19 protein-coding genes and 7 tRNA genes are annotated in these 19,108 nt (G+C 71.2%); 18 read left to right on the top strand and 8 right to left on the bottom strand.

From position 1 onward, the window contains the following. Positions 1-136 precede the first annotated feature (136 nt). On the top strand, positions 137-403 hold the full coding sequence (locus tag ACQPXD_RS41065) for a hypothetical protein (protein ID WP_432827908.1): 267 nt from the start codon (positions 137-139) through the stop codon (positions 401-403). Positions 404-407: 4 nt separating this feature from the next. Here the strand turns inward: ACQPXD_RS41065 and ACQPXD_RS41060 are convergent, their stop codons facing one another. Then, positions 408-1,040 carry a response regulator gene (locus ACQPXD_RS41060; protein ID WP_432844140.1) on the bottom strand — a complete coding sequence of 211 codons (633 nt, stop codon included), beginning with the start codon at positions 1,038-1,040 and terminating at the stop codon, positions 408-410. 688 nt (positions 1,041-1,728) lie between these two features. Here ACQPXD_RS41060 and ACQPXD_RS41055 point away from each other — a divergent pair. Beyond that, positions 1,729-2,697 carry a transposase gene (locus ACQPXD_RS41055; RefSeq protein WP_432827906.1) on the top strand — a complete coding sequence of 323 codons (969 nt, stop codon included), beginning with the start codon at positions 1,729-1,731 and terminating at the stop codon, positions 2,695-2,697. Further along, positions 2,610-3,221 carry a transposase gene (locus ACQPXD_RS41050; protein WP_432827904.1) on the top strand — a complete coding sequence of 204 codons (612 nt, stop codon included), beginning with the start codon at positions 2,610-2,612 and terminating at the stop codon, positions 3,219-3,221. Before ACQPXD_RS41055 ends, ACQPXD_RS41050 begins: the two co-directional genes overlap by 88 nt. Positions 3,222-3,460: 239 nt before the next feature. Here the strand turns inward: ACQPXD_RS41050 and ACQPXD_RS41045 are convergent, their stop codons facing one another. After that, the gene (locus tag ACQPXD_RS41045; protein ID WP_432827902.1) at positions 3,461-5,056 is read right to left on the bottom strand and encodes a DUF5931 domain-containing protein; all 1,596 of its coding nucleotides are present in this window, start codon (positions 5,054-5,056) and stop codon (positions 3,461-3,463) included. Positions 5,057-5,151: 95 nt separating this feature from the next. Continuing rightward, positions 5,152-5,826, bottom strand: coding sequence for a uracil-DNA glycosylase (locus tag ACQPXD_RS41040; RefSeq protein ID WP_432827900.1), 675 nt, complete (start codon positions 5,824-5,826; stop codon positions 5,152-5,154). 77 nt (positions 5,827-5,903) lie between these two features. Between ACQPXD_RS41040 and ACQPXD_RS41035 the strand changes: the two genes are divergently transcribed. Continuing rightward, complete coding sequence (locus tag ACQPXD_RS41035; protein WP_432827898.1) at positions 5,904-7,178, top strand: hypothetical protein; 1,275 nt, start codon at positions 5,904-5,906, stop codon at positions 7,176-7,178. On the opposite strand, the gene ACQPXD_RS41030 is transcribed toward ACQPXD_RS41035, so the two are convergent. Both ACQPXD_RS41030 and ACQPXD_RS41025 read right to left on the bottom strand, forming a co-directional pair. Then, positions 7,165-7,800 (bottom strand): class F sortase, encoded by a 636-nt coding sequence (locus ACQPXD_RS41030; protein WP_432827896.1) that lies wholly within the window; start codon positions 7,798-7,800, stop codon positions 7,165-7,167. The two genes, ACQPXD_RS41035 and ACQPXD_RS41030, sit on opposite strands and share 14 nt — an antisense overlap. After that, positions 7,797-8,243, bottom strand: coding sequence for a hypothetical protein (locus tag ACQPXD_RS41025; protein ID WP_432827895.1), 447 nt, complete (start codon positions 8,241-8,243; stop codon positions 7,797-7,799). Before ACQPXD_RS41025 ends, ACQPXD_RS41030 begins: the two co-directional genes overlap by 4 nt. Positions 8,244-8,493: 250 nt before the next feature. On the opposite strand from ACQPXD_RS41025, the gene ACQPXD_RS41020 reads away from it, so the two are divergent. The 3 genes from ACQPXD_RS41020 (at position 8,494) to ACQPXD_RS41010 (ending at position 12,438) form a co-directional block, all read left to right on the top strand. Then, positions 8,494-9,777 carry a citrate synthase gene (locus tag ACQPXD_RS41020; RefSeq protein WP_432827893.1) on the top strand — a complete coding sequence of 428 codons (1,284 nt, stop codon included), beginning with the start codon at positions 8,494-8,496 and terminating at the stop codon, positions 9,775-9,777. Between the two features lie 124 nt (positions 9,778-9,901). Beyond that, entirely contained in the window at positions 9,902-10,561 is a 660-nt protein-coding gene (locus ACQPXD_RS41015; RefSeq protein WP_432827891.1) for a hypothetical protein, read from the top strand. Positions 10,562-11,682: 1,121 nt separating this feature from the next. Next, positions 11,683-12,438 carry a hypothetical protein gene (locus ACQPXD_RS41010; protein WP_432827889.1) on the top strand — a complete coding sequence of 252 codons (756 nt, stop codon included), beginning with the start codon at positions 11,683-11,685 and terminating at the stop codon, positions 12,436-12,438. A 9-nt stretch (positions 12,439-12,447) separates the two neighbouring features. On the opposite strand, the gene ACQPXD_RS41005 is transcribed toward ACQPXD_RS41010, so the two are convergent. Continuing rightward, entirely contained in the window at positions 12,448-12,834 is a 387-nt protein-coding gene (locus tag ACQPXD_RS41005) for an STAS domain-containing protein (protein WP_432827887.1), read from the bottom strand. Positions 12,835-12,869: 35 nt separating this feature from the next. Further along, positions 12,870-13,835: a sodium:calcium antiporter gene (locus ACQPXD_RS41000; RefSeq protein ID WP_432827885.1), complete on the bottom strand. Its 966-nt coding sequence runs from the start codon at positions 13,833-13,835 to the stop codon at positions 12,870-12,872. A gap of 315 nt (positions 13,836-14,150) precedes the next feature. Here ACQPXD_RS41000 and ACQPXD_RS40995 point away from each other — a divergent pair, with 315 nt between their 5' ends. The 11 genes from ACQPXD_RS40995 to ACQPXD_RS40945 all read left to right on the top strand — a co-directional run bounded on the left by ACQPXD_RS40995 (position 14,151) and on the right by ACQPXD_RS40945 (position 17,727). Further along, positions 14,151-15,089, top strand: coding sequence for a hypothetical protein (locus ACQPXD_RS40995; protein WP_432827883.1), 939 nt, complete (start codon positions 14,151-14,153; stop codon positions 15,087-15,089). Positions 15,090-15,168: 79 nt separating this feature from the next. Then, the gene (locus ACQPXD_RS40990; RefSeq protein WP_432827881.1) at positions 15,169-15,579 is read left to right on the top strand and encodes a response regulator; all 411 of its coding nucleotides are present in this window, start codon (positions 15,169-15,171) and stop codon (positions 15,577-15,579) included. An 82-nt stretch (positions 15,580-15,661) separates the two neighbouring features. After that, a complete protein-coding gene (locus ACQPXD_RS40985; protein WP_432827879.1) occupies positions 15,662-16,282 on the top strand; it encodes a hypothetical protein in 621 nt (206 codons plus the stop codon). Between the two features lie 238 nt (positions 16,283-16,520). Continuing rightward, positions 16,521-16,593: transfer RNA gene (locus ACQPXD_RS40980), tRNA-Trp, on the top strand. A gap of 57 nt (positions 16,594-16,650) precedes the next feature. After that, positions 16,651-16,724, top strand: a tRNA-Leu gene (locus tag ACQPXD_RS40975). Between the two features lie 53 nt (positions 16,725-16,777). Next, positions 16,778-17,221, top strand: a complete 444-nt coding sequence (locus ACQPXD_RS40970; RefSeq protein WP_432827877.1) for an HNH endonuclease — start codon at positions 16,778-16,780, stop codon at positions 17,219-17,221. A 47-nt stretch (positions 17,222-17,268) separates the two neighbouring features. Beyond that, a tRNA-Ala gene (locus tag ACQPXD_RS40965) sits at positions 17,269-17,341 on the top strand. Positions 17,342-17,352: 11 nt separating this feature from the next. Beyond that, positions 17,353-17,425, top strand: a tRNA-Leu gene (locus ACQPXD_RS40960). Between the two features lie 40 nt (positions 17,426-17,465). Continuing rightward, positions 17,466-17,551: transfer RNA gene (locus tag ACQPXD_RS40955), tRNA-Ser, on the top strand. A gap of 11 nt (positions 17,552-17,562) precedes the next feature. Then, positions 17,563-17,636 (top strand) — tRNA-Arg (locus ACQPXD_RS40950). Between the two features lie 4 nt (positions 17,637-17,640). After that, a tRNA-Ser gene (locus ACQPXD_RS40945) sits at positions 17,641-17,727 on the top strand. 11 nt (positions 17,728-17,738) lie between these two features. Here the strand turns inward: ACQPXD_RS40945 and ACQPXD_RS40940 are convergent. Beyond that, entirely contained in the window at positions 17,739-18,635 is an 897-nt protein-coding gene (locus ACQPXD_RS40940) for a glycosyltransferase family 2 protein (protein ID WP_432827875.1), read from the bottom strand. Between the last annotated feature and the right edge of the window lie 473 nt (positions 18,636-19,108).

Here is a 19,108-nt window from a genome sequence, read left to right as displayed (position 1 = left end):
GATGGGGCCTGTCCGTAGCGCGGCGAATCGGTGTCGCTACTCAATCCTGGGTGAGTACCCGTGTGTTCCGGTGTGGCAGCGGTACCGGCATGCTGACGTGATGCGGTTGCTCAGCGAGGCGGAATACAAAGCGACAATGGAGCCCGAACCGGTACGAATCGGTCCGGAGGCGGAGCCACCGTTCGATTTCTGGTCGTACGTCGACGAGATCCCGGAGGCGGACCTCGGCGGCCACGACTTCTCCGCCGGGAACGTCACCTACGCGTGGCACATGCCACATGGCAATCTGCAGCACGTCCTGGTCAACTGCGAAGAGCCGAACGTCTTCCTGGTACTCGTGCTCGACCTCGCCGCCGGCTCCGTCCTCGGCCACTACCTGCTCGACATCTACGGCCAGTACTGACCGCTCACTCGTCCAGGCCGCGCTCGATCGCATACCGCACCAGGTCGACCCGGCTGTGCAACTGCAGCTTGCCGAGCGTGTTCTGCACGTGGTTCTGCACGGTGCGGTGGGAGAGCACCAGCCGCTCGGCGATCTCCTTGTACGTCACGCCCTTCGCCACCAGCCGCAGCACCTCGGTCTCCCGCTCGGTCAGCCGCGGTGCGTCGGGATCCTCGGCCCGCGTGACGTGGGCCAGCCGCCGGAACTCGCCCAGCACCAGCCCCGCCAGCCCCGGCGTGAACACCGGATCGCCCTCCGCGGTGCGCCGCACCGCCGCCAGGAACTCCTGCCGCGCGGCCGACTTCACCAGGTACCCGGTCGCGCCCGCCTTGACCGCATCGAGCACGTCCTGCTGCTCGCCGCTCGCGGACAGCATGAGAATCCGCGCGCCCGGACAGGAACCGAGAATGCCGTGGATCACCTCCACCCCGGACCGATCGGGCAACTGCAGATCGAGCACGACCACGTCGGGCCGCACCGACCCGGCGATCCGCACCGCCTGCGCCCCTTCCCCGACGGCGGCCACCACCTCGTATCCGGCCTCGGTGAGATCCCGCGCCACACCCTCGCGCCACATCGGATGGTCATCGACCACCATCACCCGCAGCGTCGTCGCCCCCTCGTCCACCCAAGCACCATAAACGCCGGGCCACCCCGATTTCTCCCCGCCCGCCGACCACCTCGTCACTCCGCCCACATGGAGGCCGACCCCGTCGCCGCGTGCCTCGTGCGCCACAACGCCACGCACAAGCGCGCCGTGGCCCAGCCGCGAGCGTCGCCATCGACCTTCACCGGGATGCGAAGCCGGGGGCAGCGCGACCGCCCGCCGCGTCTCCGGCCCGCGCCCGCTGGGTCACGTCCGGCGGCGTGGTGTATGAGCTTGGCGTGTCCGCCACGGGACCGGCACCGCCAGCCGCGATGCGCGCCGGCGGCCATGTGGTGCCCGATCTGCGCGTGCCAGGGTGGGACGATCACGTCCCACCTGTCGGACGCTGCGCGGCGCAGCGACCGGAAGTCTCCGTGATCATGCCTAACCCGGCACCGACACCAACGGTTTTTCATGATCACGGAGTGCTGATGTACCCCCGTGTACCAGAAGTCTCCGGGATCATGGCAAACCCGTGGTGCGCGACTGCGGACTGCATGATCACGGAGACTTGGGGATTTAAGCGCCATCGGTGATCTTGGTTGCGGATCGGTAACGGGGGTGCAAAAAGGGCGGCTGTCTTGGCATGATCCAGATCGACCAAGATCAGGAAACGCCAAGCCAGCCGTTGGAGATCATTGTGCCGCACCCGCTGGGTGTCCCATCATCCGCCCCCGACCAGGCACTGCGGGCGCTGGCCGAGTTCCGCACCGCGGTGTACCGCTGTTTCGGCCGGTGGGCGGACACCCTGTTCGAGCTGGTCGATGCCCTGGCCGGGGGCGGGCGGGTGGGGTCGGTGGCAGAACTGACGTTCGAGCCGGTGCTGCGCCGCGGGCACGGCAGCGTGTACCAGGCCCTGGAACACGGCCAGGTGCACCCGGCCGCGGCGGGGACGCTGCTGGCCGGGCAGGTCCGGCCCGGCCGGGTACTGCTGCTGGGGGTGGACAGCTCGAAGTTCCCCCGGCCGGACACCCGGTACGTCCCGGACATCGGCATGCAGTACGCCGCCGAACGCGACCACACCGGCGGGTCGCCGGCAGTGCCGGGCTGGTCGATGCAGTGGGCCTGCCAGGTCGGCCTCGACACCGGCCCCGGCGCCGCATCCCCCGCGACCGGCGGGGCCGGCCGGGTGAGGCGGGGGTCGTGGGGCCTGCCGGTGGACGTGCGGCGGATCGGCACCGCCGACAACGCCAACGAGGTCACCGCCGCCCAGATCACCGACGTGACCACCCGGCTGCACGCCGCCGGCACCGCGACCGCCGGGGTGCCGCTGGTGTTCCTGCTCGACGCCCGCTACTGCCCGATCTACCTCACCCAGCACCGCCCCGACAGCGCCCAACTGCTCGTGCGGCTGCGCAGCGACCGGGTGTTCTTCGCCCGCCCCCCAGCAAAACAGCCGGGCACGCCCGGCCGGGCCCGCAAACACGGCCCCCGCTTCGCCCTCGACGAGCCCGACACCTGGCCCACCCCGACGCCGAACACACCACCACCACCAGCGCCGGCGCCGGCGCCGGCGGCACGGTGCGGACCCGGGCCTGGCACCACTACCACCCCGAACCCCGCCAACGCCGCAAATGGACCGGCACCGACATCATCGAGGGCACCCTGATCCGCCAGGACCACACCACCCCCGCCGGGCGCACCCAAGTCTGGTGGCTGTGGTGGGCCGGCCCGCCAGGCAGCTTCGACCTGCCCATGCTCGCCGAGGCCTACCAACACCGCTACACCATCGAACACGTCTTCCGCTTCGCCAAACAAGACCTCGGCTGGACCCGGCACACCCCCCTCGATCCAGACCAGGCCGAACGGTGGACCTGGCTGGTCGCCCTCGCCCTCGCCCAACTCCACCTGGCCAGACCCCTGGCCGCCGACCGGCGCCTGCCCTGGGAACAACCCTGCCACCCCGACCGGCTCTCCCCCCGCCGGGTCCGCCGGGTATTTCGCCATACTGTCGCCGCCCTGCCCACCCCGGCCCGTGCGCCGAAACCCGCCCGGCCCGGCCCCGGCCGACCCAAAGGATCGACCAACAAGAATCCCCGAACCCGCCAACCCGTGATCAAGAAGGGCCGACCCGCCAACACCGGCCACCCCAAAGGCCGCAACCCCAACGCCACAACCAAACCAAAGACTTAAATCCCCAAGGAGACTTACGTCCGGCTCGGCCGCGCAGATGGGGTGCCCGTCACGCCCGCCGCGTGCTGCCGTGCCGCGTCGCGCCTGCCGTGCCGCGCCGCGCCTGCCGTGCCGTGCCGCGCCTGCCGTGCCGCGTCGCGCCTGCCGTGCCACAGACGGCGCGTCCACCGTGCCACAGACGGCGCGTGCCACAGGCGGCGCGGGCGGCGGGCGGCGGGCGGCGGGCGGGGGAGCGGTGGTTATCGGGGGATGTGTAGCTCTACCTCCGTGCCGGAGCTGGGCAGTGAGGTCACGGTGACGGTGCCGCCGAGGTCGCGGATGCGGCCGCGGATTGATTGGGCGACGCCGAGGCGGCCGGCGCGCTCGGCTTCGGCCAGGCGGCCGTCCGGGATGCCGGTGCCGTTGTCGCGGATGGTCACGGTGATCGTGTCGGTGAGGTCTTCCAGCAGGAGCCAGGCCCGGGCGGATGGGCCGGCGTGGCGGGTGACGTTGTCCAGTGCGGCGGCGACGGCCGCGGTGACCTCGGCGGCCACCGCGGACGGCAGCAGGATCGGGGTGGCCGGGGCGGCGATGGTGACGGTGGACGACGCATGCGGGGCGAGCAGCGAGCGGAGGTCGGTCACGTCCGGCGGCGGTGGGGGAGAGGCCGGGACGCGGGATGGCGTGCGGCCGGTGCGCCGGCGCCAGCGGATGTGGGCGCCGGACGCCCCGGTCGGCTCCGCAAATCCGGTCGGGTCCGCGAATGAGGCGTGCGTGGCTCCTTCGGCCGTGTCGGCGCGGACCGTGGCGCCGGAAGCAGCCGCCGAGGGCGGAGCGGCCGGCGGGAAGGTGGCGGCTGAGGAGGGAGTCGCGGCCGGGGAAGCGGGTGCCGAGGCGGGAGTGGCGGCCGGCGAAGCGGGTGCCCAGGCGGGAGTGGCGGCCGGGGAAGTGGGTGCCGAGGCGAGAGCGGCGGGCGGGGCAGTGGTGGCTGCGGAATCCGCTGCGGCCGCTGGCGGGGCGGCGGAGACGGCCGGAGTGGCGGGCGGGGAGGTGGGTGCCGAGGCGGGAGCAGTGGGCGGGGTTGTGGGGGGCGAGGGAGGTGGGGTCGGCGGGGTGGGGTAGGGCGGTGCGGCGGCGGTGACCAGGGTGCGGAGGACGGACTCCTGCTCGCCGGCCAGGCGGCCCAGTTCGGCGGCCTCGCCGCCGAGCTCGGCGCCGCGGCGTTGGACCAGAGCTAGGACCTGCAGGACCGAGTCGTGGATGCCGCGGGCTAGGCGTTCGCGCTCGCGGGTGGCGGCCTCGAGCTCGGTCGCGCGTTGCATGCGGGTCTCGGCGTCGATGGCCAGGCGGGCGATGTGGCCGACGCCGATGCCGGCCAGGATCATCAGGACCGGGCCGTTGACGGTGGCCTGGCTCAGGCCGTCGCGGACGACCACGTCGGCGGCGCTGAGCAGGATGGCGGCGATCGCGCCGCGGCGGCGGCCGCCCGAGATGGCCCAGGCGACGACCGGGCAGGCTACCCAGGCCATCGGCAAGGTGGGTGAGCCGACGCCCAGGCCGCCGGGGTCGACGATCCAGCGGGAGGCGAGCAGGCAGCCGGCCGCGACGAGCAGGTCGGCGGTCAGCAGCGGCCAGCCGCGGCGCTCCGGGCGGGCATAGGCGAGGCTGCTCACCGCCGTCCAGGCGGTCATGATCGCGAGGATCAGCCAGCCGCCGGGCGGCCAGGCGTAGTCGCGGAAGTTGTTGACCATCAGCACGGCGGCGTAGCCGAGCGCGGCGAGGCGGAAGACCAGCAGCGCCCGCCACAGCGGGCCCTCCAGCCCCGGCACCCCGTCGCGCCCGACCCCGTCGCTCATGTCAGACCCGACGCACCGGCGAAAGCGGCGGAAGACCGGGGACGGCCGGCGGCAGCAATGCCCGCCCCAACGGCCGGCCTGGTGTGGCGGTCATGTCAGGTCCAGTGGACCGGGGGGAGGCCGGCCTCGGCGAGGGCGGCGTCGACCTTGCTGAACGGGCGGGAGCCCAGGAAACCCGCCGGGTTCATCGGGCTGGGGTGGCCGGCCTCGATGACCACGTGCTGCGGGTTGGTGACCAGGGCGGCCTTCTTGCGCGCGTAGCCGCCCCACAGCACGAACACCACGCGCCGGTCGAACGCGTTGAGGGCGTGGATGGCGGCGTCGGTCACGTGCTCCCAGCCGCGGCCGGCGTGGGAGGCGGCCTTGCCCGCGCGGACGGTGAGGACCGCGTTGAGCAGCAGGACGCCGTCGGCCGCCCACGGGGTCAGGTCGCCGTTGGACGGCGGGGTGACGCCGAGGTCGTCGCGCAGCTCCTTGTAGACGTTGCGCAGCGACGGAGGGACGGACACGCCGGGGCGCACGGAGAAGCTCAGGCCGTGGGCCTGGCCCTCCTTGAAATACGGGTCCTGGCCGAGGATGAGCACCCGGGCCTGGTCGGGCGGGCACAGCCGGAAAGCGGTGAACAGGTCGGGCAGCGGCGGGTAGACCGGGCCGGCCGCATATTCGCCTTCGACGAACTCCTGCAACCGATGCACCACCTCCAGGTCGAGGTGCGGCTTCATCACGTCACGCCAGCCGGCGGGGAGGAGCTCCAGCAGATCCAAGGACATGCACGGCACTCTACGAGCCGGGTACGACATTTTTGGTACCGGCCGAAAAGAGTATTTATCCAGATAAAATGGGACCCATGACGCAGGTCGGACCCGTGGGCAGCGGCGGCGAGCCCCTCACCGTGCTGTGGACCTGGCGGCAGCGGCTGGAGCAAGCGGACGAAACCCCACAGAAGCAACAACGCCGGAAAAATCAGCGGCCAACCGACAGCATCCCACAAGACGGGCCGGAAGCGGGCGATCATGGCTATCTTCCACAGCTGCAGGCGCGCCTGCGCGACGCGAGCGCCGAGATCCACCGGATCGTGAGTCGTCTGGCGGCGGTACCGCCGGATCAGCGCACGGTCCTGCACACCGCGTTCGCCGCGAACCCGGCCGCGGCCGAGCGCGGGCTGGCCTGGCTGCTGGAGCACTTCGACCAGCCCAGCGTCGTCGTGCCGGCCCTGGGGCGGCTGGCGCCGGCCCTCGACGCGCTGATCGGGCCGCGCGGCCGCCAGCTCGACCTGTTCGGCCAGGCGCTGCTCGACGCGGTGCGCGACGCGCGCGGCGAGCGATGGAGCGACGAGGACGCCACCGCCTGGCGCGACGGATGGCGGTTCGCGACCGGCTGGCTGCGCCAGGGCGCCCAGCTGCACCAGGGCGAAACGCCGTTCTGGACCGGCGTGCTGCTCGCGCACGACCGGCGCCGCGACGACGTCGCCGTGCTCACCGTGGCCACCGACCTGCCGTACCCCTTCCGCGCCGGCCAGCGCGCGATCGTCGAGTGCCACCAGGTGCCCGGCGTCTGGCGGGCCTGCTGGATCGGCGACCCGCCGGCATCGGACAATCACCTCGAGATTCACGTCCAGGCGGTACCGGGGGATCGCGCCACCGCCGCCCTGGTCCGCGATGCGCGGGTGGGCGACCCGGTCCGGCTGCACCGGGCGGAGGGCGACTTCGTGATCGAAAGCGGCGCGGCCGGCGCGGTGCTCATCGTCGCCGAGGACGTGCACGTCACCCCGGTCAAGGCGCTGCTGTCCGAGCTCGCCGCCGCCAACGACGAGCGGGTCGTGCACCTCTTCTGGGGCGTGTCGACCCGCGACGACCTCTACGACCTCGAGTCGCTGCGCGAGCACGCCGCCCGCTGCGCCCACGCCACCGTCCACCCGGTGGTGGCGCGCGGGCCGGCGCACCCGTACCTCAGCGGCTCCCTGCCCCAGGTCGTCGTCGACTTCGGCGAGTGGACCTCGCACGACGTGTACCTCAGCGGCAGCCCCCTCGCCGTCGGCGTCATGCGCAACATGCTGCTGCAACGCAACGTGTCACCACGGCACATCCACGCCGTGACCCTGGAGCGGCTCACGTCCCCGTAGCGGAGACCAGCGACGCGGTGACGACGGTGTTGCCTTGGTACGAGCCGCGCCGCCGGTCGAACTCCCCGCCGCAGGTGACCAGCTGGAGCTGGGCGGAGCCGGCCGGGCCGTAGACCAGCCCGGCCGGGAACGACGACTTCGGGAACAGCCGCACCGCGTCGACCCGGAACGCCGCGACCGAGCCGTCCTCCCGGGCCACCGAGACTCGGTCGCCCGGGCGCAGCGCGCCCAGCTCGTAGAAGACCGCCGGCCCGCTCGCGGCCGAGTCGACGTGCCCGACGAGCACCGAGTTCCCGCGCTCGCCGGGCGTCGGCCCCCGGCGGTACCACCCGATGTTCTTGGGGTCGTTCAGCGAAGGCGGCTGGAGCGTGCCGCCGCCGTCCACGTCGACGCGCTCGACCGGCGCGTCGACGCCGATCCGGCCGATCGCGACCCGCACCGGCGCCGACGGGCGCAGTACCACATCGGCAGCAACACCCGACAAACCGGCGTTGGCCGGCCGGAACGGCGGTGCGCCGCCCAGCGACGAGCCGATCAGCGACACCCCGGCGACCACGAACGCGATGATGCCCAGCGCCGTCAGTCCCCGCCACCGCCCGTCGGGCCGGACGAGCAGGCTCAATCCGGCCGGCGGCGCAGCAGGACCGTGCCCGCCGCGCCGATGACCAGGAGTCCACCGCCGGCGGCCATGAGTGCGTGGTTCGGCCGGCGCGCGCTCGACCCGCCGCCGGTGGGCACCCCTCCGGCCGGGGCCACGACGAGCTGGACGACCGCCGACGTGCCGTCCCCGCAGTCGATGCTGACGTTGAATGTGCCCTCCTGGGTGTTCGTCGGGATTTCGACCGACACGGAGAAGACGCCCGAGGCGTTCCCCGGCTCCATCGGAATGCGCTCGGCGAGCCCGAGCGTGGTGCCGGCCACGTCGGCCGAACGCACGTCCTCCGCGCAGACCACGCTGAACGTGACCTGGCCGCCCGGCTGGACCGTGTCGGGCGAGACGGCTCCGCTGGGGCCGGCGGACGGGGCGAGGGCGAGGGCACCGAACGCAGCGAGGAGAGTCTGCATGTGGTACATCTCACCGGAAAACGGGGTGAACCTCGCACACCCGGCGCGGGCGACGATCCCGGGATCTTGGTTTAGGAGTTCTTCCGGTGCGACGATGATTTAGGAGTAGGAAATATCGCAGTAACGCGCCCCGCCGCGCGGACGGGCGCGCGCATCTGTAATCCTCCGCGAAGGGCGCCATAAGCGCCGGTCGCGGGCAATGGGGCCGCGGCCAGGAGCCGGACTGCGGGACGAGACGGGAACGACGCGCATGAGTGAGTACAACATCACATACCCCGACGGCGAGCTCGACCTTAAGGTACGTAAAGCGACCGATGGACCGTCCGGCCTGGAGATCGGTTCACTCCTCAAACAAACCGGCCAGGTCACCCTCGATACCGGTTTCGTGAATACGGCATCGTGCGTTTCGTCGATCACCTACATCGACGGCGACGCCGGCATCCTGCGCTACCGCGGTTACCCGATCGAGCAGCTGGCCCAGGGATCCACCTTCCTGGAGAGCTCGTACCTGCTCATCCACGGCGAGCTGCCCAGCGCCGCGCAGCTGGCCGACTTCACGTCGAACATCCAGCACCACACGCTGCTGCACGAGGAGATGCGGCGCTTCTTCGACGGCTTCCCCCGCGACGCGCACCCGATGGCGGTGCTCTCCTCCGCGGTCAGCGCGCTGTCGACCTTCTACCAGGACAGCCTCAACCCATTCGACAAGGAGCAGGTGGAGATCTCCACCATCCGGCTGCTGGCAAAGGTGCCCACCATCGCGTCGTACGCCTACAAGAAGGCGATCGGCCAGCCGATGCTCTACCCGGACAACTCGCTCGGCTACGTCGAGAACTTCCTGCGGATGACCTTCGGCGTGCCGTCCACGCCGTACGAGATCGACCCGGTCGTGGTCAAGGTCCTCGACATGCTCCTGCTGCTGCACGCCGACCACGAGCAGAACTGTTCGACCTCCACGGTCCGCCTCGTCGGCTCCAGCCAGGCCAACCTCTTCGCCTCGATCTCGGCCGGCGTCAACGCGCTCTTCGGCCCGCTGCACGGCGGCGCCAACCAGGCGGTGCTGGAGATGCTGCAGCAGATCCACCACGACGGCGGCGACATCAACGCCTTCGTCCGCAAGGTCAAGAACCGGGAGGCCGGCGTCCGGCTGATGGGCTTCGGGCACCGGGTCTACAAGAACTACGACCCGCGGGCGGCGCTGGTCAAGAAGGCCGCCCAGGAGGTCCTGGGCCGCATGGCGCAGCCCGATCCGCTGCTCGACCTGGCCGTGCAGCTCGAGGAGATCGCGCTGGCCGACGAGTTCTTCGTCTCCCGGAAGTTGTACCCCAACGTCGACTTCTACACCGGCCTGATCTACAAGGCCATGGGCTTCCCGACGACCATGTTCACCGTGCTCTTCGCCCTCGGCCGGCTCCCCGGCTGGATCGCCCAGTGGCGCGAGATGATCAACGACCCCGACACCAAGATCGGTCGCCCCCGGCAGGTCTACACCGGCTACGGCGCCCGCGATTACACCCCCATTGCCGCCCGGTAAAGACCCGCAGCGCCGAGCGCTTCTTGCTCGTTTGTCTACTTGACGGAGATCGACCCCAGCTGTCTCATACATGAGTCCGTCTGGGGTCGATGTCCGTTTTCGACAAGAGAGCATTCGGAGCAGCATGAACGCGCCAACGTTGTCGCCGTTACTCGCCGCCGCCGTCCAGGACCGCACGTCCGGGGCCACCGGCGTGGCCCGCCAGGTGCTCGACGGCCTCGCCGAGCTCGTCGACGACCCGGCGGCGCTGCGCGCCATGGTGGCCCCATTGCCGGGTCTCCTGCCCGGGTACGCCTCGATGTGGCACATCGCCCGCGCCGCCAACGGCCCCGACCCGCGCACCGCCCTGCACGCGATCCGCGAGCAGCTCGACCGCGACGTCGAGCGCTCGGTCGCCCTGGCCACCCGCGTGCTGCGGCAGCGCGGCGGCTGGGTCCGCACCGCCCCGAGCAGCGCCCTGGTCAAGGCTACGGTCGCCGGCCTGCCCGCGGGCACCGTGGACGCCCCCGGCACGGAGGGCCTGGAGCCGGTCACCGGCCTGGCCGGCGCCGACGCGATCAGCCCGACCCGGGTGCTGAACATCCGGGGGACGCTGGAGCTGGCCCGCACCGTGCCCACGATCGTGGTGACCACGTCGCTGAAGCTGGTGCCGGAGGACGTGTTCGAGGGCCTGGGCTCGCCGCTGTTCGAGCGCATCCCGCTCGACGCCTTCTGGGCCGTCATCCTCGACGGCGAGCTGCTCACCCCGGCCGAGGCCGGCCACCGCGCCGCCCGCCTCACCTGACCTGCACGCGGTCTTTGCGCCGCTTTACCGAGGTGGTTGACGTCGGGTGGCGGCCGGTTCGGGTGGCGGGGGGTTCGGGTGGCCGCGGGTTCGGGTGGCCGCGGTGCCCAGCCTGCGCCGGTCCCAACGCCTTGGGGGCCTCGCCGGCCTTGATGACATATGGCTTGGGCCACGATCGGCGATGCACGTCCGGCGCGGCGACCGGAAGTCTCCGTGATCATGCCGCATCCGGCCTCGACACCAACGGTTTTTCATGATCACGGAGTGGTGATGTACCCCCGTGTACCACAAGTCTCCGGGATCATGACAAACCCGTGGTGCGGTCACCGCGAGCATCATGATCACGGAGACATCCGTCCGCCCCGGCCGCTCGGGTCGCCTGGTTCGCTACTTGCGGTCGCGCAACGGTGTTCGCAGTTCGGTCGGCTTGGCGGGCGGGCCCAGGCCGGTGGGAACCGTAAACGTTGTTTGGAGAAGGCGGCGGGAAACCCTGCCGGGGCAACGGATTGTCCGGTCGTGTGCGGTTGTGTGTTCCACATTGGACAGATCCGCACGCACGGGGAAGACGGCACAAATTGGGGACTGTGCAGTGGCCCGCAACGGGAGTACATTTCGTGCAACCCAAGGACGGCCGGGGCCGCCGCTTCCCCCGTGGCGGCGGCCCTGGTCTTTGGCCCGCGCAAGCGCGTGACCGCGGGCACGGCTCATCGCAGCGCCGTGCGCCGGCGGGAGGGCGACGGCCGTGGCGGGAGAGCAGCTGCGGCAGGCGGGAGAGCAGCTGCGGCAGGCGGGAGAGCAGCTGCGGCAGGCGGGAGAGTGGACGCGGCGGGCGCGAGCAAAGCCGTGGAAGCGGCACCGCTGGCGTCGGCGCGAGAGCGGCTGCAGCAGGCGTGAGAGCGGACGCGGCGGGCGTGAGCAATGCCGTGGAAGCGTCAGCGCGAGAGTGGCCGCGGCAGGCGGGAGAGTGGACGCAGCGGGCGCGAGCAAAGCCGTGGAAGCGTCGGCGCGAGAGCGGCCGCGGCGGGCGTGAGTTAAGCCGTGGAAGTGGCACCGCCGACGTAAAGGCGGGAAGCCGGCGCGGAGACGTTTGTTCGGCCGGGTGCCCGGAGACCACAATCGGCATGTCAGCCATCGATACATCGGCCGCACGTCCCGCGCCGCCCCAGGGGCCGCCGCCGCGCACCGTGTACCTCGTGGGTGGGCTCATCTTCGTCGCGCTCGTCGTGGTGGCGGCGGTGGCCGCCGTCGCGTGGCCGCTGCTGCAGGGGCAGCGGGCCCAGACCGCGTACTCCGTGACCGGGCCCGTCGCCGGGCGCGACGCGGCCACCCTCGACCTGCTCAGCGGCGTCACCTCGGTCAGCGTGGAGGGCGCCGACCTCGGCGGCACGCTGTACCGCGTGGAAAGCCCCCAGTCGCCCACCGTCACCGACCGGGACGGCCGCGTGCAGGTCCAGGTCACCGGCGGCGACGGAGTCGTCGCGATCCAGCTCAACCGCGGCGTGCGGTGGACGGTGCGCTTCACCGGCGGCGCCCAGAGCAACACCGCCGACCTGCGGGAAGTGGGCAAGCTGGCCGGCGTGGAGTACGTCGGCGGCGTCTCCGCCATCGAGCTCACCCTGCCCGGGGCGTCCGGCACCGTGCCGGTCAAGGTCGACGGCGGAGTCGGCACGCTGCGGGTGCACGCGCCGGAGGCGGCGCCCGTGCGGGTGAACGCGAGCGGCGGAGCGGGCGGCGTCACGATCGACGGCGTGGCGCACAACGGCGTCGGCGCCGGCTCGGTGTACCCCTCCAAAGGCTGGGACACCGCCAAGGACCGCTACGACATCGACGCCACGAACGGCATCTCCAGCGTCGTGGTGGACCGCACGGCGCCGTGAGGCAGGGCGCTAGGGCTGCGCATCCCCGAGATTCACCGGTACCCCCGACACCGGCGCGTCCTCGGGCAGCTCCGGCAGGCCGAAGAGCTCGGTCAGGCCGGTGATCTGCAGGAGCCGGTGCACGAACGGGGACGGGTTGCGCACCTCCATCGCGCCGCCCGTCTCGCGTGCCTTGTTGAAGACGGCGACCAGCGTGCCGATGCCGACCGAGTCCATGAACGGCACCCGCCGCAGGTCGACGGTCAGCACCCGGGGACGGTAGGCGTCCACGGTCTCGAGCACCACGGAGCGCAGCGCCCCGACGGTCGCCGCCTCCAGCGGCCCCAGCACTTCCACCACAACTGTGCCGCCCGGAACCTCGCCGGAGCGGTGCGTCCGGACCATCGCGTCGCCCATCCTGCTCGCGTACCCAACGCGCGGAAACGGAAACGTCACGGGCCGGCCGAGATCAACAGCGGGAGCATCAGCAGGTACAGGCACAGGAGCACGGCCGCCTCCGGCCGGGAGATCCGGTTGCCGCTCTTGAGCAGCAGCCAGGCGAGGACGCCGGCCAGGACCATCCCGGTCACCGCCGCGAACCCGAACGGCGCGATCCGGTCCCGGCCGGCCGCGAGCCCGACCACCGCCCCGCCGATCAGGCTGTTGAACAGGTTGCTGCCCAGCAGGTTGCCGACCATCAGATCGCCCTCGCCGCGCCGCTGCGCCTGCACCGACGTCATCAGCTCCGGCAGCGACGTGCCGACCGCGACCAGGGTGAAGCCGATCACCGTGTCGCTCACGCCCCAGCGGTGGGCCAGCGTCGTGGCGTTGGCGACGAGCAGCTGGGCGCCGCCGAGGGTCGCGGCCAGCCCGAGCGCGGTCCGGGTGGCCTCCACCCACCACCGGCCGGGCGGCGGAGACGGCTCGACGAACGCCGCGACGTCGTCCGGCAGCGGATCATCCGGTGGTACCCGGGACAGGCGCACCAGCAGCACGAGGGCCCCGATGCTCAGCAGCGCCAGCAGTACCCCCGCCACAAACTTCAACCCGACCAGGGCGAACGCGCCGAACACGGTGACGGCGGCGACCATGAGCGGCGCCTCGCGCACCGGCACCGACGAGCGCACCAGCACCGGCGAGACGACCGCGACCACGCCCAGGATCAGTGTCAGGTTGAGGATGTTCGACCCGACCAGGTTGCCCAGCGCCAGCCCGGCGTTGCCGCGCAGCGCCGCGGTGCCGGACACCACGAACTCCGGCGCGCTCGTGCCCAGGCCGATGACCACGACCCCGACGATCACCGGCGCCACCCGCAGCACGGTCGCGAGCCGCCCGGCCCCCACGACGAGCTGATCGGCGCCGAAGGTCAGCACGACCAGGCCGGCGAGGCCGAGCCCGGCCACCAACAGGGTCGACATCCGCCTCCTCCCAGTGATCGCCTGGCACGACACCCTACCGGCCCGGCCGCCGGCGCACGGCCCGCACCGGCGGAGTTTGGGAGCGCACCCACAGCGCACCGTGACAGTTCGATAGCTCAGGAGAGTGACGCACGGAAATTCGAAACCGGTTCCGGCGAATTGCCTTCGTGCACCGCTGGCGTAAATCGGCGGTTGCCTCTACAGTTTTCACCGAGACCGGCGTCTTCCCCCGTGGATGCCGGTCTCACCATTTTTGGGGACCCGTCAGGCTTCTCGGGCCTGTCTCCACAGTGGACGGCACGGTAGATTGACCCCGTGCGCTGTCCACGTTGCGGAGCCGAGGGCATCGATCCCGCTGGCTATTGCGTCAACTGCCGGCTGTATCGCGGCCCCGCCGCGCCGGCGCCGCAGTCGCCGCCGCCCCCGCAGCCCACGACCCAGATCCCGGTCGTCCCGCCCCCGCCCCCGCCCCCGGTCGCCGCGCCCCCGCACCCGGTGGTCCCGCCGCCGCCTCCGCCGGCAATGGCCCCGCCGCCGCAGTGGATGCCACCGCCGCCCGGCTACGGGCCGCCGCCACCGGCCCGGCGCAACCCGCTGCTGATCCCCGGGATCGTCTTCGGCGTCGTCTGCGCGGTGCTCGTCGCCGCCGTGATCGTCTACGCGGTGACCTCCGGCGACGACGCCGAGCCGGCCGCCACCAACCCGGTCGTGCAGACCACGGTCACGCCGTCGCTCCCGCCCGAGCCGTCGCCCACCGGCCTCGCGGGCGGCCTGCCCGGCCCCAGCGGCTCCGCCTCGGCCTCCGGCAGCCCCCGCCCCAGCACCTCGGCCGCCCCGTGCCTCCTCGGCGTGTGGCTGGAGGAGAAGCACGACGAGCAGGTCACCGTGCTCAACACCGGCACGTTCCCGTTCACCGGCAGCGGCGCCTACCACCGCTACAGCGACACCGGCCGCGCCGTCATCGACTACGGCGACGGCATGAAGCTGACCGGCAGCAACGGCTCCACCCAGTTCGAGTACATCTTCGCCGGGTTCATCTCCTACCAGTACAAGTTCGAGAACGGCGTGGTGACCTACTCCGCGCCCCACCCCGACGGCACCGAGACGTTCATCCGCAACGGCCACACCGACTACCAGGGCAAGCTCGAGCCCCGCGTCCCGCCGCCGATGCGGGTCAACTGCGGCTCCGTCGCGATGAGCCTCACCAACGGCGTCACCACCCTCCAGCTCAAGCGCACCAGCGCCGCGCCCTGACCGGCCGGCGAGGTTTGTCGCGGGGCGGGCTCAGGTCGGCGTCCGGGCGGCCGATCAGGCACCCGAGGGAGGGGCCTGCATGGACAACAAGCTCGCCATGGTCATCGACGACTCGCGCGCGATGAGGGGCATCCTGAAGCGCATCCTGGTACCGCTGGGCTTCGAGGTGCGCGAGGCCACCAACGGCAAGGACGCGCTCGACCGGATCTGGGACGACGACCTCAAGCCGGCGCTCGCGCTCATCGACTGGAACATGCCGGAGATGAACGGGCTGGAGTTCGTCACGGCCGTACGAAAGCAGAAACACCTGCGGCAGATGACCCTCATGATGGTCACCACCGAGAGCGAACACGGACAGATCGTGCGAGCCCTCGCGGCCGGGGCGCACGAGTATGTGATCAAACCGTTCACCACGGAAGCAATCGTCGACAAACTGACGTACCTCGGACTGGTCCCGCTCACCGACGTGCAGCCCGCCGTCAGCGCTTGATCTGCGCCGTCGACCCGAAACGCCGCGCTCTCGGTCCGATAGGCGACGGAAGAACCCCAGGCACCGAACTACCGTGCGACACATGACGATCGACTTCCCGCACGGCTGGTGGGGCACGGACCTGGGCGCCGCCCGGGCGAGCATCGGCACCTACGAGCTCTACCCCACCGAGACCCTGCCGGCAGTGGACGAGTCGCGCTTCGACGGCAGCTTCTCCTGGCTGCTCCCGCAGGCACCGCACGACCCGCTGCGGGCCATGGCGGTCGCCGCCCTGGGCGAGCACATCGCGCTGCCGGCGCCGTTCAAACGGTTCATGAGCAGCCAGGCACTGATGGACGCCATCCCGTCCTGCACCGGCTGCGACTTCGACCTGGCCCCGCGCCCGGTGCCCAGCCCGGTCGAGCAGGGCGCCCAGCTCGTGCGGTTCCTGCGCGACCAGCAGGACGCCGTCATCTGGTACCTCTACCTGCGCCCCGGCGCCGAGCCGTTCGTCATCGCCTCGCCCTGGCTGCTGGAGATCGTCGGCCTCGAGGACGTCGACCGGGACACGCTCATCGCCAACATGGTCCGCGCCGCCGACGGCTTCGAACAGTTCGTCCATCGCTTCTGGCTGGAGAACTCGCTCTGGTTCAGCGTCAACGAGGGCGACGAGTCCACCGACGAGATGAACCTCTACCTCGCGCACTACACGGCCGCTATTTAATCTCTTGCGCAGCGGCGAGAGCGCGCCTATCTTTGAATGCGTCAAGACGACCACAGACCAGCGAAAGGACCTTCCGATGAGCGGGCACCGTGAGCTACGACCGAGCGCGCTGTCAGTGCGCGGTCTGGCCGGGATGTCCTGGTCGGACCGTCCGGGCAGGTGGCGGGGCTAGGGGAGCATCCCAAGCCTCCACAGCCGCCCGGGCACCGTTCGGGCGGCTTTTTCGTGCCAATTTCACGCGGGCGTAGCTCAACGGCCAGAGCACCGGCCTCCAAATCCGACGGTTGTAGGTTCGAATCCTGCCGCCCGTGCATTCTTATGCCCTTGTGCATTGAACGTGTTCGTTGACAAATGCATATTCGCACCACGCCGTGGTAGCCCAATCGGCAGAGGCGCCCTCCTCAAAAGGGGGTCGGTGCGGGTTCGACTCCCGCCCGCGGCACGCACGAAAACGTCTGGTCCGCATACGAAGGTGTACCGAAGGGAGGAGGCCCGGTGACCGCGGTGCTCGTACTCAACGCCGACCTCGGACCCCTGCACCGAGTCTCACTCCGCCATGCCATCCGCATGCTGCTGCGCGAGGTGGCCGTCATTCACGAGGCGGAGCCCGACCGGTTAATCGGGGTCTACCCGCTCCCGCGGGTCGTGCGGCTCGTGTCCTACGTCGTCACCCGCTGGCGCTTCAGCGGCGGGCCGGCCTGGTCGCGCGCCGGCGTCCACGCCCGCGACGGCCGCCGCTGCGGCTACTGCGGGGCCGAGGCGACGACCATCGACCACATCCTGCCCCGCTCGCGCGGCGGCCGGAACAGCTGGAAGAACACCGTTGCGGCCTGCACGGGCTGCAACCAGCGCAAGGGTGACCGCACCCCCGCCGAAGCGGGCATGGTGCTGCGCGTCAAGCCGTCGATTCCGACGTGGGGCGCGCTGATCCAGCGCTGAGTGTGGCCCCGGCGGCGGCTCGCTACCGCCCGCCGCCGGGGCCCTCCGGGCTCGTAGCTCATCTGGTAGAGCGCCGCTCCTGCAAAGCGGAGGCGGCCGGTTCAAGTCCGGCCGGGTCCACGCACGTCCACGCCCGGGTAGCCCAAGGGAAGAGGCGCCTGATTCAGGGTCAGGAGGTTGGAGGTTCGAATCCTCTTCCGGGTACGTGCGGCCGCGGCGGCCCAGGTCGCCGCGGCCGGCCAGTGGAGAGTTGGCCGAGTGGTAAGGCTGCGGCTTGCTAAGCCGTCGACGGGGGACGACCCCGCGGGGGTTCGATCCCCTCACTCTCCGCGTTCAAGCAAGCCCTTGTAGCTCAGTGGAGCAGAGCGCCCCGCTACGAACGGGGAGGCCGGAGGTTCGAATCCTTCCAGGGGTACGTTGGGAAGGCCAGCCGATTGGTGCCGGCACCCGTCTCGAAAACGGCGTTGGGTTCATAGCCCGTGTGGGTTCGACTCCCACCCTTCCCGCAGTGTCCGCCTCAGCGCGGTTTTCCGAAGGCGTAGCGGGTGAGCACCCGCACGCCGTCCCCGCTGCGCTGCTTGGCGGCCGCCGGCAGCATGGTGAGCGCGTGGATGCGGGACGAGAGGTGCCAGCGCGCGGCCTTGCCGGCCCGCGGCCAGCCGTGCTCGTCCATGCGCGCCGCGACGGCGAGGAAGAACTCGCGCGCCTCGCTGAACCGGTTCCCGGTCACCGCCGAGGACGCGGACAGGCTCTCGCCGTGCCGCCGGTAATGGAACACGACCTCGTCGTCGGCGACGAGCGTGCCGCCGCGGGTGACCAGCTGCAGGATGAGCTTGAGATCCTGGATCACCGACAGCGCCGGGTCGAAGCCCACCGCCTTGATTTCCTCGGTACGCCAGACCAGCGACGGGAAGTACAACCAGTTGCCCCGCAACAGGCTGACCGCGAGCTCCTCGCCGGCCATGGTGACCGTGCCGGCGAACCGCGGCGCGTAGACCCGCCGCTTCGTCGTGTCGGCCAGCGTCCGCACGACGCTGCCGTCCGCCCCGATCACCTCGACGCCGGGCTGCACGAGCACCGCACCGGGATGCCCGTCGATGAGCTGGTGCACCCGCTCGACATAGCGCGGCAGCATGACGTCGTCGCACCCCATGATGCTCATGAACGGCGCCTCGGCGAGGTCGACGGCCTGCTGGAAGTTCTCGGTGATCCCGAGGTTGCGGGGATTGCGGCGGTACTGCACGCGCGGGTGCCCGAGCGCCGCGAAGTACTCGGCGATGCCGGTCTCCCGATCGGCGGGGTTGTCGTCGAGCACGGTGAGCCGCCACCGGTCGTCGGTCTGCGCGACGATGCTCTCCACCGCGATCCTGAGCAGCCTGAGCTCGCCGTAGTGCGGCAGCATGATGTCGAGCACGTGGCGATCGTAGCGGCCCGGCTTGGCTCGCCCCCTTCCGCGGGCTTTCGTGGTGCCTTTCCGGATATATCCGCCACTCCGTGACGGATATATCCGACATTTCGGTTATGCCGGTTCTTGCTCCTGACGGCCGCGCCGGCCGGAAGTCTCCGTGATCATGCTGAAGGCGCCGTCAACACCATGGGTTTTTCATGATCACGGATGGTCTATGTACCCAGGGCGGCGGTATGTCTCCACGCAGATGAAAAACCGGTGGTGCCGGGGGCGCCGACCTGCATGATCGCGGAGCGTTTCATCCGCTGTGCCCGCGATCCGCTCGGCGCGGCACGTAGCCAAGGCGCCTTGACATTCCGCTGCCGGCCCGCATTGGGCTGCGGTTCGGCCCGCATGGGGCTGCGGTGCCCCAGGGGCCGGCTGTTCAGCGATGGCGAGGTGGTGGCAAAAAACCGGCCCGTCCGTGGCAACGGACGGGC

The sequence above is a fragment of the Dactylosporangium sp. CA-092794 genome (genome assembly GCF_050948465.1).
Lineage (GTDB): Bacteria > Actinomycetota > Actinomycetes > Mycobacteriales > Micromonosporaceae > Dactylosporangium.
The sequence above is the reverse complement of the archived record's forward strand: the minus strand, read 5'-3'. Positions and strand labels throughout refer to the sequence as shown.

What these genes read in the sequence shown, in the direction of transcription:
- ACQPXD_RS41060 (WP_432844140.1), bottom strand. Translation starts at nt 1,040, where the DNA reads ATGGTGGTCGATGACCATCCGATGTGGCGCGAGGGTGTGGCGCGGGAT.
- ACQPXD_RS41020 (WP_432827893.1), top strand. Translation starts at nt 8,494, where the DNA reads ATGAGTGAGTACAACATCACATACCCCGACGGCGAGCTCGACCTTAAG.
- ACQPXD_RS41035 (WP_432827898.1), top strand. Translation starts at nt 5,904, where the DNA reads ATGACGCAGGTCGGACCCGTGGGCAGCGGCGGCGAGCCCCTCACCGTG.
- ACQPXD_RS41065 (WP_432827908.1), top strand. Translation starts at nt 137, where the DNA reads ATGGAGCCCGAACCGGTACGAATCGGTCCGGAGGCGGAGCCACCGTTC.
- ACQPXD_RS41000 (WP_432827885.1), bottom strand. Translation starts at nt 13,835, where the DNA reads ATGTCGACCCTGTTGGTGGCCGGGCTCGGCCTCGCCGGCCTGGTCGTG.
- ACQPXD_RS41010 (WP_432827889.1), top strand. Translation starts at nt 11,683, where the DNA reads ATGTCAGCCATCGATACATCGGCCGCACGTCCCGCGCCGCCCCAGGGG.
- ACQPXD_RS41015 (WP_432827891.1), top strand. Translation starts at nt 9,902, where the DNA reads ATGAACGCGCCAACGTTGTCGCCGTTACTCGCCGCCGCCGTCCAGGAC.
- ACQPXD_RS41005 (WP_432827887.1), bottom strand. Translation starts at nt 12,834, where the DNA reads ATGGGCGACGCGATGGTCCGGACGCACCGCTCCGGCGAGGTTCCGGGC.
- ACQPXD_RS41045 (WP_432827902.1), bottom strand. Translation starts at nt 5,056, where the DNA reads ATGAGCGACGGGGTCGGGCGCGACGGGGTGCCGGGGCTGGAGGGCCCG.
- ACQPXD_RS40990 (WP_432827881.1), top strand. Translation starts at nt 15,169, where the DNA reads ATGGACAACAAGCTCGCCATGGTCATCGACGACTCGCGCGCGATGAGG.
- ACQPXD_RS41025 (WP_432827895.1), bottom strand. Translation starts at nt 8,243, where the DNA reads ATGCAGACTCTCCTCGCTGCGTTCGGTGCCCTCGCCCTCGCCCCGTCC.
- ACQPXD_RS41040 (WP_432827900.1), bottom strand. Translation starts at nt 5,826, where the DNA reads ATGTCCTTGGATCTGCTGGAGCTCCTCCCCGCCGGCTGGCGTGACGTG.
- ACQPXD_RS40985 (WP_432827879.1), top strand. Translation starts at nt 15,662, where the DNA reads ATGACGATCGACTTCCCGCACGGCTGGTGGGGCACGGACCTGGGCGCC.